This window comes from Providencia alcalifaciens (genome assembly GCF_020271745.1).
Classification (GTDB): domain Bacteria; phylum Pseudomonadota; class Gammaproteobacteria; order Enterobacterales; family Enterobacteriaceae; genus Providencia; species Providencia alcalifaciens_B.
This window is the reverse complement of record NZ_CP084296.1, coordinates 3,651,112-3,664,058: the sequence shown is the minus strand read 5'-3', so window position 1 is coordinate 3,664,058 and position 12,947 is coordinate 3,651,112. Positions and strand designations below refer to the sequence as shown.

At 46.7% G+C, this 12,947-nt stretch carries 7 protein-coding genes; all 7 read right to left on the bottom strand.

Annotated features, from left to right (window positions below; genetic code table 11):
- Positions 1-219 precede the first annotated feature (219 nt).
- Positions 220-1,596, bottom strand: coding sequence for a tRNA 5-hydroxyuridine modification protein YegQ (gene yegQ, locus LDO51_RS16825; protein ID WP_225575502.1), 1,377 nt, complete (start codon positions 1,594-1,596; stop codon positions 220-222).
- Positions 1,597-1,748: 152 nt separating this feature from the next.
- Positions 1,749-2,462: a two-component system response regulator BaeR gene (gene baeR / locus LDO51_RS16820; protein ID WP_225575501.1), complete on the bottom strand. Its 714-nt coding sequence runs from the start codon at positions 2,460-2,462 to the stop codon at positions 1,749-1,751.
- Positions 2,462-3,859, bottom strand: coding sequence for a two-component system sensor histidine kinase BaeS (baeS, locus tag LDO51_RS16815; RefSeq protein ID WP_225575500.1), 1,398 nt, complete (start codon positions 3,857-3,859; stop codon positions 2,462-2,464). Before baeS ends, baeR begins: the two co-directional genes overlap by 1 nt.
- Positions 3,849-6,938 (bottom strand): multidrug efflux RND transporter permease subunit MdtC, encoded by a 3,090-nt coding sequence (gene mdtC, locus LDO51_RS16810; RefSeq protein ID WP_225575499.1) that lies wholly within the window; start codon positions 6,936-6,938, stop codon positions 3,849-3,851. The genes baeS and mdtC overlap by 11 nt, the downstream gene beginning before the upstream one ends.
- The gene (locus LDO51_RS16805; RefSeq protein ID WP_225575498.1) at positions 6,938-10,054 is read right to left on the bottom strand and encodes an MdtB/MuxB family multidrug efflux RND transporter permease subunit; all 3,117 of its coding nucleotides are present in this window, start codon (positions 10,052-10,054) and stop codon (positions 6,938-6,940) included. Before LDO51_RS16805 ends, mdtC begins: the two co-directional genes overlap by 1 nt.
- Positions 10,054-11,304, bottom strand: coding sequence for an MdtA/MuxA family multidrug efflux RND transporter periplasmic adaptor subunit (locus tag LDO51_RS16800; RefSeq protein WP_225575497.1), 1,251 nt, complete (start codon positions 11,302-11,304; stop codon positions 10,054-10,056). Before LDO51_RS16800 ends, LDO51_RS16805 begins: the two co-directional genes overlap by 1 nt.
- A gap of 256 nt (positions 11,305-11,560) precedes the next feature.
- Positions 11,561-12,916: an MFS transporter gene (locus tag LDO51_RS16795; protein WP_225575496.1), complete on the bottom strand. Its 1,356-nt coding sequence runs from the start codon at positions 12,914-12,916 to the stop codon at positions 11,561-11,563.
- Positions 12,917-12,947: the final 31 nt, after the last annotated feature.

The window sequence follows — 12,947 nt, the reverse complement described above, 5'->3', positions numbered from 1 at the left end:
CGATATAGAATAACCAATTGATGTGATCTGTTGCATAAATTTGGATATTGAGTGCACTTTTTAACGAAAGTGTCAATAACGAGAATGATTCTCAACTAAAATAAAGCATAAAATGACCATTTTTTACACGAACTCATAAGAAAAAACCCATAGTCATCGACCATGGGCTTCTATTCAGCAAAACGTATTTAGCAATCAGCGAAGGAATGCTTAGTTTGTTTACGCTTTTTCTGCTTGGGTTTGATGAGGATCTCGAGTAGTGGTTCCCGCAAGGTTGCGGATCAGCAGACCAAAATTCACGTCCACATCTTCAGGGATTGGCAGATAAACCACATGCCCATTACCAGGAGCCACATCAACAGATTCGCCTTTGCGGTTAGTTAATGCATCCAGAGTGAAGACGATATTGCCTGATGGTGTCATTAACTCTAGGCTGTCGCCGACGCTAAATTTATTTTTCACATCGACTTCCGCTAAGCCATTTACACGGTTGCCAGTAAATTCACCGACAAATTGCTGGGTATCTGAAACGGAATAGCCATATTCATAGGTTTGGTAGGCATCATGGGTATGACGACGTAAGAAACCTTCGGTATAACCACGGTGTGCTAACCCTTCAAGGGTAGAAAGTAAGGTTGGATCAAATGGTTTACCTGCCACCGCATCATCAATGGCACGGCGATAAACTTGGGCAGTACGAGCACAATAATAGAATGATTTAGTACGACCTTCGATTTTCAATGAATGAACACCCATTTTTGTCAGTGTTTCAACGTGTTCGATGGCGCGTAAATCTTTTGAGTTCATGATGTAAGTGCCGTGTTCGTCTTCAAAGGCGGTCATGTATTCCCCCGGACGCATCGCTTCTTCAATCATGTAAACTTTATCAGTTGGAGCTCCTTCACCGAGTGTTGGCGCCACGTTTTTAACGGGGATTGGCTCATGGACATGCACGATGTTACCCACATCGTCTTCTTTGCCTTCCTGAACTTTGTACTCCCAGCGACACGCGTTAGTACAGGTGCCTTGGTTCGGGTCACGTTTATTAATATAACCAGAAAGCAGGCAGCGACCGGAATACGCCATACACAGCGCACCGTGTACAAAGACTTCCAGCTCAATTTCGGGTACTTGTTGGCGAATTTCAGCTATTTCTTCCAGCGATAATTCGCGGGATAAAATCACGCGGGTTAATCCCATTTGTTTCCAGAATTTCACGGAAGCCCAGTTGACGGCGTTAGCCTGAACCGATAAGTGAATATCCATCTCCGGGAAGGCTTCACGCACCATCATAATCAGACCAGGGTCGGACATAATCAATGCATCGGGACCCATTTCAATCACGGGGGTCAGGTCACGAATAAAGGTTTTCAACTTGGCGTTATGTGGCGCGATATTGACGACCACATAGAATTTTTTACCCAGTTCGTGGGCTTCATTGATCCCTTTCGCGAGATTCTCATGGTTAAATTCATTATTGCGCACGCGTAGGCTATAACGTGGTTGGCCGGCGTAAACCGCATCGGCACCGTAAGCAAACGCATAACGCATGTTCTTCAAGGAACCTGCTGGGGATAATAATTCTGGTGTAAACATGTTAGTTCTCAGTCTGATGTCAGGTCAGCACCAAGCCGGATGGCTTGGTGTAAAAATTCGAGGGTGGGGATTTTAACGCTAAATGCGGGGAATGCCAAATTTCCCATGCAAAAAACAGGGTTATAATTTTGTTACAGAAATGCTGGGGCGAATTAGATATCGTCCCAGCGATAGCCCAAGCCATAAATCGAGCGGATAAAGGTCTTTTCGTCATCCAGCGATTCGAGTTTACGGCGTAAATTCTTAACGTGGCTATCAATGGTTCTATCGGTGACAACGCGATGGTCGTCATACAAAATATCCAGTAATTGATCCCGAGAGAACACCGTGCCTGCGTTATCGGACAAAAATTTTAGCAGACGAAATTCTGCGGGGGTCAATTCCAGTAATTTATCCCCATAACGTACTTGGAACGCATTTTCATCGATAACCAGTTGAGTCTCTTGGCTTCCTGTAGAAGAAGGGGCTTTTTGGCAACGGCGCAAAATCGTTTTCACGCGGGCAACCACTTCTCGTGGGCTAAAGGGCTTACAAACGTAGTCATCGGCACCAATTTCTAACCCTAATAAACGGTCAATTTCTTCCGTTTTAGCCGTCACCATAATCACAGGAACATCGCTGAATTTACGTAGTTCACGACAGACTGAAATGCCATCGAGCCCCGGTAACATCAAATCTAATAAAATCAGGTCAGGAAAGTGCTTTTGTACATAGGGGATAACTTCATCACCACGCATCAGTAGGGCGGGTACATAGCCCGACGCTTGCAGATAATCAAACAGTAATTGTCCAAGTTTGGGTTCATCTTCGACAATTAGAACATGGGCGCTAGTTGTTCCCAGCAAATGGGATTCAGACAAAGACACTATTGATCCTCCTGCGTCGCAATGGGAAGTTGAATGGTTATCTTCACGCCACCGAGGGGAGAAGGTGCCGCAGAGATAGTCCCGTTATGGGCTTCGACAATATTATAGCAAATTGCCAGCCCTAAGCCTGAGCCACCACTCGCACGGTTACGAGAAACTTCTACACGGTAAAATCGCTCAAACAGACGCTGGCACTGTTCCACATTTAATCCCGGCGCGCTATCTTCCCACGTGATCACTAATTGTTGTTCATGTTGGCTCACGTCGACGGCAATTTTACCGTGAGGATCCGTATAGCGCAGGCTGTTTTCCATCAAATTATAAAACAGTTGGTTGATACGGTCAGGGTCAGCGAATAGACGAGAATGGGCGGAAAATTGGGTTTCTAACGTCAGTTGTCTATCTTCCAATCGCCATTTGGCTTGCCCTAAATTCATCTCAATAATCGGGATAATATCGATAGATTCCATACGATAAACCAAGGAGCCCCTATCGGATAAAGAAAGCTGATGCAGGTCATTGACTAGCTTTATCAGTGTTTGAGTCTCATTAAGTAGCGAATTGATGGTTTCAGGTGTAGCTTGGCGCACGCCGTCTTGTACCGCCTCAAGTTCTCCGCGTAAAACGGAGAGCGGGGTGCGTAATTCATGGGAAATATCCGCCATATAATCGCGGCGCATTTGCTCATTTTTTTCCAAAGTCGAGGCGAGATGGTTAAAGTCTTTCGCCAGTTGTCCCAACTCATCTTGACCCACTTCAGATACCCGTGCACTGAAATTGCCTTTAGCAAGTTGTTGCGTGCCTTCCAGTAATCGGGTGATGGGTTTTAAAAAGCCGCGAGCTAAAAATAGAGTCACTAACAACGCTACGAACAGAGATAGTCCTGCAATTAACCAGCTAATGTGCATTTGCTGGGTATCGAAACGCTGATCTAATTGCGTGCTGATACCACTTTCATAACTGGCGACTAGCCAACCGACGGTTGCTCCTTGGTTTGTTTTGACTGGCACACGGATCACTTGATCCGGTGGAGGGGGGAGGTCACGCCCCCAAATCAGGTTGTCTTTGGCGTCATAAACCCAAAACATACCGCGCATTCGTTTATGACCACCGCCATGACCTTGCCCTTGGTGTTGGTTATCGACATTACGTAAAATACGGAAAAACATCCGCTCATCAACCGCCAAGAAACGCCAATTATCTTGCTCCTCATATTGTTCAGCAAGCGCCAAAGCGAGTAATTCAGCACGTTGTTGGTCATTCTCTTTAATGTAGTCAATAAAACCATGCTGGAAGCCCATTCTGGCGCCTTGATGCATGATAACAACCAGCAGCAAACAGGTGGCAAAGATAGCGATAAATAATCGAGTGCTGAGGCTCGTGAGTTTAAGCTTCATGGGATTTCTCCTGCATTGAAGGCGCTTTGCGTGAAAAACGCTGTCTCAAGCTATCAAAACTGAGATACACCACCGGTGTGGTAAATAGCGTCAGCAACTGGCTCATGACCAAACCTCCGACAATCGCAATCCCCAGCGGTTGGCGTAACTCTGCGCCATCACCCGTACCGAGCATCAAGGGGAGCGCCCCAAAAATGGCGGCTAGGGTGGTCATTAAAATCGGTCTAAAACGTAGCAGGCTCGCGCGTAAAATAGCTTCTTTCGCCGATAAGTTCGCATTACGTTGGGCTTGAAGGGCAAAATCCACCATGATAATGGCGTTTTTCATCACAATGCCGATAAGCAACATAATGCCGATTAGGGCAATTAAGCTAAATGGCGTATCAAATAATTCTAAGGCTAATAATGCGCCGACACCCGCGGAGGGCAGTGTCGATAAAATGGTGAGCGGGTGAATATAGCTCTCATACAAAATACCCAGCACCAAATAGACCGTAACAATCGCCGCTAAGATTAAAAATAACTGAGATTTTAAGGTTTCTTGGAAAACTTGAGCGGTTCCAGCGAAAGTGCCGCGTACCGTCGATGGCACCCCTAACGCGGTCATGGTTTTTTCCACAGCGACAATGGCATCGTCCAAGGTATAACCGTCTGCTACGTTAAAGGAAATGGTAGATGCAGCGGATAACCCTTGGTGGTTAACACTTAACGGTGCATTGGCAGGTTGCCAGCGGGCAAAATAGGAGAGGGGAATGGCTTCTCCTTGCTTATTCACCACAAACATTTTATCCAGCGAGCTGACGTCTTGGGTATATTCCGGCGCCACTTCCATCACCACTTTATATTGGTTCATGGCTTCATAAATGGTGGAAATTTGACGCTGGCCAAAAGCGTTGTTGAGCAGATTGTTAGCATCGCGCACATCGATACCCAGTTGTGCCATTAAATCGCGGTCATAGGTTAATGCCATTTCCGCGCCTTTATCTTCTTTATCGGAGTTTACATCGGTTAACTGAGGTAAATCTCCCAGCGCTCGACGAATAGCTGGCTCCCAGGCACGTAACGCATCCAGCTCGTCTGCTAACAGGGTAAATTGGTAGCTGGCTTCGGATTGGCGTCCTCCCACACGAATATCTTGTACGGGCATCATAAATAAGTTGGCACCGGGTTCTTTTGCCAGTTTCATACGCAGGCGGTTAATCACGCTGTTGGCACTCTCTTTGCGCTCATCCAGTGGCTTTAAGGAGATAAACATAGAACCGCTGTTGACGCGGCTGCCACCCGTAAATCCGGTAACACTATCCACGGCAGGGTCCGCCTTCACTTGCTGCATAAAGCGGGTCATTTTTTGTTTCATTGACTGGAATGAAATGCTTTGGTCTGCTCGAACGAATCCCAGTAATCGTCCCGTATCTTGCTCAGGGAAAAAGGCTTTAGGGATCGAAATATACAGATAAACATTTAAGCCAATTGCCGCAATCAGCACCGCCAGCACACTGCGACGATGAGATAACACCCAATTCAACGTGACGCCGTAACTTTCTTGTAGCCGAATAAGAACGCGTCCAAATCCTCGTTGTTTGGTATTGGCAGTGCCGCGTTTTTTCAGTAAATGCGCGCACATCATCGGAGTTAACGTTAGCGAGATAATCAGTGAAATCCCGATAGCAGTAGAGAGCGTAATGGCAAATTCACGGAATAATCGCCCAACTAATCCATCCATTAGTAACAGAGGGATAAACACTGCCACTAAAGAAATACTCATAGAAACAACGGTAAAACCTACCTCAGACACCCCTTTCACTGCCGCGATAAACGGTTTTCGACCATTTTCAATGTGCCGAGAAATGTTCTCTAGCACCACAATGGCATCATCCACCACAAATCCGGTGGCGACGGTTAAGGCCATCAATGACAAGTTATTGAGGCTAAACCCGCATAAATACATAGCTGTAAAGGTACCAATTAATGAGACTGGCACTGCAATAGCAGGGATTAAAGTAGCTCGGCCTGAACGCAAAAATAGTAATACGACGAGGATCACCAGTGCAATCGCAATCATTAAGGCGCGTTCGACTTCTGCCAATGAAGCTTTGATTGTCGGTGTTCTGTCTTGAGCAACCTGTAAATCAATGGCGGCGGGGATCATATCCTTAAATTCAGGAAGTTCCTCACGAATACGTTTGACAGTTTCAATGATATTGGCACCCGCTTCGCGGCGAATAATGATCAAAATCGCCGGTTCACCACTGGACATCCCTGCGGCACGAACATCTTGGACAGAATCTTTTACGAGGGCAATATCACTGAGTTTGACGGCATTGCCATTACTGTAATGCACAATAATCGGACGGTAATCTGCGGCTTTTTTCAGTTCGTCGTTAGTCTGAACTTGGTAGCGATTATCGTCATTATTGATATAACCTTGGGGCTGGCGTACGTTGGCACTACTGATGGCTGAACGTACAGCATCAAGGGAAACCCCTTGATTAAATAGGGCGGTTGGGTTGAGTTCCACACGCACGGCAGGAAGAGACCCTCCCCCTACGGCAACTTCACTGACCCCTTCGATTTGTGCAATACGCTGAGCTAAGCGTGTGGACGCCACATCATACATTTCCCCGGTACTGAGGGTTTTTGATGTGAGGGTTAAAATCATGATCGGCGCGTCAGACGGGTTTGATTTATAGTAACGCGGTCGGCTTGGCATACCGCTAGGTAATAAATTCTGTGCGGCATTCAACGCCGCTTGCACTTCCCGCGCCGCATTATTGATATCTTTAGTTAAATCAAACTCTAAGGTAATGGTGGTTCGCCCTAACGAACTGCTTGAGGTCATCTCATTTAAGCCTGCAATGCTGCCTAGTGAGCGTTCAAGCGGTGTCGCGATGGAGGATGCCATGGTTTCAGGGGAAGCACCTGGAAGTGACGCTGTCACTCTTATCACGGGGTAGTCCACCTGTGGCAATGGTGCCACAGGTAAAAACAGAAAGCTCAATGCACCGCACAGGGTAATGGCGACACTGATTAACGTGGTCGCCACCGGACGGCTAATAAACAAAGCAAAGAAGCGTTTCATTAAGACTCCTGTACCTTGTGCTCATGGCGATTGAAGCGATGGGCTAAACGGTCAAACATCAGGTAGATCACAGGTGTGGTGAACAGAGTTAAAATCTGGCTCATGATAAGCCCCCCCACCATACAGACTCCCAGCGGTTGACGTAACTCAGCTCCAACACCGGTACTGAGCATCAGCGGCAGTGCACCGAGTAACGCTGCCATGGTGGTCATTAGGATCGGGCGAAAACGCAGTAAACAAGCCTGATAAATCGCATCATACGGGGATAAACCTTGTTCACGCTCCGCGGCGAGGGCAAAGTCAATCATCATAATAGCGTTCTTTTTCACTATCCCAATCAGCAAGATAATCCCGATAATGGCGATGACATCGAGCTCATTTCCCGCCATCATTAGCGCGAGCAAAGCCCCCACGCCAGCAGTCGGTAAAGTGGATAAAATGGTGATGGGGTGAATAAAGCTTTCGTACAGGATACCAAGCACGATATACATTGCGATGATAGCGGCAAAAATCAGCCAAACAGTGCTACTCAGTGCCGCTTCAAAGGCGAGGGTTGCCCCTTGGAACTGGGTGGTAATCGATTTTGGCATTGCAATCTGTTTTTCAGCCAGTTTCACCGCATTGACTGCTTCCTCCAATGAGGAATCTCCCGCCACATCGAAAGAGAACGTCACTGAAGGGAATTGATCAAGGTGATTAATCGCCAAAGGTCCATAGCCTTCTTGAATATTGACGAGGGTATTTAGCGGGACAATGGCGCCATCGGTGCCTTTTAAGCGGATATCATTGAGCGCATCCATTCCATCACGGGTTTGGGTATTGTGTTCTAAAATCACGCGATACTGGTTAGCTTGGGTATAAATGGTGGAGATCATCCGCTGACCAAAGGCGTTATACAGTGCGTTATCGATATTCGACATAGTAATACCGAAACGGCTCGCAGTATCACGATCCACATTCACATACGCCACTAAACCTTTATCTTGCCAGTCGCTGCTGACATCGATGAGTGCAGGTTGCTGCTTTAAGGCTTCCAGCAATTTTGGTACCCAAGTGCTGAGTTCATCAAGGGAGCCTGCTTGTAACGTGAATTGATAAGGGGTACGGGAAACTTGCGTATCAATGGTTAAATCTTGTGACGGTTGCAAGTAAAGATTGACCCCTGCAATGCCGCTGGTGGCTTGTTGTAAGCGAGGAATAATCGTAGGGACACGATCATCACGCTCATCAAGGGGCTTCAATGTGATTTGAATACGGGCGTTATTCAGCGTGGCATTATTGCCATCAATTCCTACATAGGTGGTGACGTTTTCAACGGCGGGATCCGCCAGAATAATACCCGCCACTTCTTGCTGCTTCTTCGACATTGCGGCAAACGAAATGGATTGGCGACTTTCAATGGTACCTTGAATAATGCCGCTATCTTGCAGTGGGAAGAATCCTTTCGGGATCCACATATACAGCAGTACGGTCAGTACCAAGGTTCCCAGTGCGACACACAGAGTTAACCATTGATGATTAAGAATGCGTTTTAACCAGACTCCGTAACCTGCAATCATCCACTCAAAGAAACGCTCACAGGCAATTTCAAAGCGGTTGTGCTTATGCTGAGACTCTGGTTTGAGTAGGCGGGCGCACATCATTGGGGTGAGGGTGAGCGACACCACGGCGGAGATCAAAATCGCCACCGCCAGCGTAATCGCAAACTCACGGAATAAACGCCCGACAATATCTCCCATAAACAGCAGCGGGATCAGCACGGCAACCAAGGAGAAGGTTAGGGATATAATGGTAAAACCGATTTCTCCTGCGCCTTTTAATGCGGCAACAATCGGTTTATCTCCTTGTTCGAGGTAACGAGAGATATTTTCAATCACTACGATAGCGTCATCCACCACGAATCCCGTGGCGATGGTTAGCGCCATCAATGTGAGGTTATTGACGGAAAAACCGCAAAAATACATGACGGCAAAGGTGCCGACTAACGATAACGGTACGGCAATGCCGGGGATCAGCGTCGCAATACCATTACGCAGGAATAGGTAAATCACCATGACCACTAGGGCGATAGCGAGCATTAATTCGAATTGGACATCATTGACGGAGGCGCGAATGGTGCTGGTGCGGTCGGTCAAAATATCGACGTTAACAGACGCCGGTAAGCTTTCAATCAATTCAGGCAACAACGCGCGGATAGTATCCGTGGTGCTAATGACGTTAGCTCCCGGTTGGCGCTGAACGTTAATCACAATCGCTTGTTGGCTATTGGCCCATGCACCAAGATAGGCGTTCTCAGCCCCTTGCTCAATGGTGGCAATATCTCCCAAACGCACAGGGGCACCATTTTGGAAGGCCACAATCAACTTGCGGTAATCCTCAAGGGATTTCATTTGGTCATTGGCAGATAAAGTCACAGAACGGGTTGGACCATCAAAACTCCCTTTCGCGGAGTTAACGTTCGCATTATTGATAGCAGTACGAATGGTTTCGCTGTCTAACCCTTTCGCCGCCATGGCTTGAGGATTAAGATTGACGCGTACAGCAGGGCGTTGCCCCCCCGCTAAGGTGACTAAGCCGACCCCAGTCACTTGGGAAATTTTCTGAGCCACACGGGTTTCAATAATATCTTGTACCTGCGTTAATGGCATCGTATCGGAGGTGACCGCTAGCGTTAAAACGGGGGGATCTGCTGGGTTTACCTTGTTGTAAATCGGTGGGTACGGTAAATCTGAGGGCAGCAAGCTGGTGGCGGAGTTAATCGCCGCTTGGACTTCTTGCTCTGCCACATCGAGAGGCAAAGAGAGCTGGAACATTAAGGTGATCACCGATGCGCCGCCGGAGCTGCGTGATGACATCTGTTGCAAACCGGACATTTGTCCAAATTGAGTTTCTAGCGGCGCAGTGATAGCTGACGTCATCACATCAGGGCTGGCGCCGGGATACAAGGTCACAACCTGAATGGTTGGGTAGTCAACTTCCGGTAGCGCCGATACAGGTAAAAAACGATAACCGATGATCCCCGCCAGCAAAATCGCCACCATAAATAAGGTGGTTGCAACAGGGCGTAGAATGAAGAGGCGGGATGGTCCACCGCCTTTAAGTGTTTCCGGTTGCATTAGGCTTTCTCCGCACTATTACGAGGTTTTCTCTCAGCGGAAGTAGGTTTCTTTTCAAGGGTTGAAGCAGTTATCACTTCAACTTTTGCGCCATCTGTTAGCTTATCGACGCCATCGGTAATGACTTTGGTATTGGCGGATAAACCGCTTTCAATCACCACTTGTTGGCTATCTTGAATGCCCACCGTGACGAGGTGTTTTGCGACCGTATCATCGTCGTTCAATACCCAAACATAATGACCTTCATTACCCATTTGCAGGGCAGCAGTTGGGATTACGACGGCATTTTGTAAGGTCTCTATTTGCATTTTGACGTTCACAAACTGGTTCGGGAACAGTTTTTGCTCTTCGTTAGTAAAGCGCGCTTTGATTTTCAGTGTGCCCGTTGCTGGGTCAATTTGGTTATCGGTACTCAGTAATTCACCGCGTGCAATCATGGCAATATTATTGCGATCCCATGCTTCAATCAGGACTTTATTGCCCGCAGCTTGTGCTTGCTGAATAGCGGGAATATCGCCTTCAGGTAAGGCAAATAGCACGTCAGCAGGTTGTGTTTGGGTGATCACCACAATCGGTGTGGAAGTTCCGGAAGAGATAAAGTTACCCACATCCACTTGCTTTAAACCAATGCGTCCAGAAATGGGGGCGGTAATTTTACTGTAAGTCAGTTGCAGCTTGGCATTATCAACAGCGGCTTGGTCAACTTTGATACTACCCTCAGCTTGTAATACGGTAGCTCGCTGGTTATCCAGTTCTTGTTGGGAGATGACTTTGGTTCCTGCTAGTTTTTGATAGCGAGCTAGGTCTAATCGAGCATTGGCTAACGTGGCTTTATCTTTGGCTAATTGACCTTCCGCTTGGGCAAGTTGCACTTCAAAAGGACGTGGGTCAATTTGGGCTAATAAATCGCCAGCTTTGACAGATTGCCCTTCAGTGAAGTAGATATTCATTAATTGACCTTCAACGCGGCTAGTGACCGTCACCATGTTAGCGGCCTGCACGGTACCTAAACCAGATAGGAAGCGCGGCACGACTTTTTCTTGAGCAGTGGAAAATTGAACGGGTGCAAGTGGACGTAATGGTCTTCCACTGACATTTTTTGCTTGACCACCTTGGGTCGCTCTCGCAGTTGTTGGTACTTCATTTTGGTTATTTTTATGGTAGGCATACCACGTTGCGCCAGCCGCCGCTAACAGAGCAACAAATAGGGCAGAGCGAGTTAAAATTGTACGTCGTTTCTGTGTCGTCATGGTGGGTAATTCGCTTAACTCAAGGTTGAGTAAAATCAGTTAGGAACCATTCCAATAAATTTAACTGAATATAATAAGGTATATATTAAAAATTAATCAGTTGCGTATCTTAATAGTTTAGCGTGAGGGGAACAAAAGAAAATGGAGGAAATATGAAAAAATGGAAAAGAACTATGGATAAAAGCACGGTTTTTCGTAAGGAAATAAAAAAGCCTGTGACTTTACAGCCACAGGCGAGTCATTGTTCTCATTCGTTTTATTGAGTTACGCTGGTTTTTAATGCTGCTGCAGGGTTACGTTCCTCTTCTGTGGTACGAGTCCAACCTTTGTATGACAGAGGGATAAACGCCACAGCAACGGCTAACAAGGAAACCCCCGCCACATAGTATGCTGGCCCCATATGGGATTGCTGTAACCATGCTCCTGTCAAGATTGGGGTTAATCCACCAAATACGGCATACGCCAAGTTATACGCAAAGGATAATCCAGAGAAACGAATTTCTGGTGGAAACGCACGAGTACTGATAATTGGCGTTGTCGCAATTGCCCCTACGAAGAAGCCCATTAATGCGTAATTAAACGTCAAGGTATTCGCAGAAATATCGGATGACAATGAGGAATAGAAGTAGATAGCCGTGACAGCTAATCCGCCCCAAGATAATGTCATCGACGTACGTGTTCCAGTTTTATCCCCTAACCAGCCCCAGAAAATACAACCTAAGGTTAAGGTCAAGGTTGCAGCACAGTTGGCTTGCAAAGCGATATCACGGTCGATGCCATAAATACCTTTTAATACCACGTCTGGCGTCATCAAAATGGTGACAACGATAGCAGTAGACAGCGACCACGTCAGTGCAGCGGTGATCATGCAAGCTTGTTTATGGGATTTAACCACAGTTTTTACTGGTAACTCTTTGGTTAATGCTTTTTTAGCTGCCATCTCTTTGAAAATTGGGGTCTCTTGTAAGAAGCGACGCAGATAGACAGAGATAAAACCAAAAATGCCCCCTAAGATAAACGGAATACGCCACGCAAAATCATGCACTTCTTGGGTGGTATAGGAGCGCTCAATGATAATAGCGACGATAGAGCCTAATAAAATCCCGCCTGTGATCCCTGAGGTTAATGTTCCCACGCCTAAACCATAACGCTGTTTTGGAGTATGTTCGGCAATAAACACCCATGCACCCGGCATTTCACCGCCGATAGCAGCTCCTTGCATGATACGCATTAATAACAGTAACAGGGGAGCAGCGGCGCCAATGGTCTCAAATGTAGGCAAAAAACCAATAATAAAAGTTGGGAATGCCATCAAGAAAATACTTAAGGTAAACATTTTCTTACGACCGATTTTATCGCCAAAGTGAGCCATAATAATGCCGCCCAATGGGCGAGCAAGATAACCCGCAGCAAACAGACCCAGCGTCGCCATCAATGCGAGAAATTCATTATCGCCCGGGAAAAATAGCTGGGAGATAATTTTCGCGTAAAAAACGAAAATAACGAAATCATAAAATTCTAATGTGCCACCCAAAGAGGATAAGCCCAACGTTTTATAATCTTCTTTGCCTAACGGTCTAGCCGCAGGCTGGCTGGTTGTTTGCGATGTCATAATTCTGTCCTTCTAAATACACAACATTTCA

Bases quoted from the DNA above. Each gene is read 5' to 3' on its own strand.
- baeS (WP_225575500.1), bottom strand. From the start codon at position 3,859: ATGAAGCTTAAACTCACGAGCCTCAGCACTCGATTATTTATCGCTATC.
- mdtC (WP_225575499.1), bottom strand. From the start codon at position 6,938: ATGAAACGCTTCTTTGCTTTGTTTATTAGCCGTCCGGTGGCGACCACG.
- yegQ (WP_225575502.1), bottom strand. From the start codon at position 1,596: ATGTTTACACCAGAATTATTATCCCCAGCAGGTTCCTTGAAGAACATG.
- LDO51_RS16800 (WP_225575497.1), bottom strand. From the start codon at position 11,304: ATGACGACACAGAAACGACGTACAATTTTAACTCGCTCTGCCCTATTT.
- LDO51_RS16805 (WP_225575498.1), bottom strand. From the start codon at position 10,054: ATGCAACCGGAAACACTTAAAGGCGGTGGACCATCCCGCCTCTTCATT.
- LDO51_RS16795 (WP_225575496.1), bottom strand. From the start codon at position 12,916: ATGACATCGCAAACAACCAGCCAGCCTGCGGCTAGACCGTTAGGCAAA.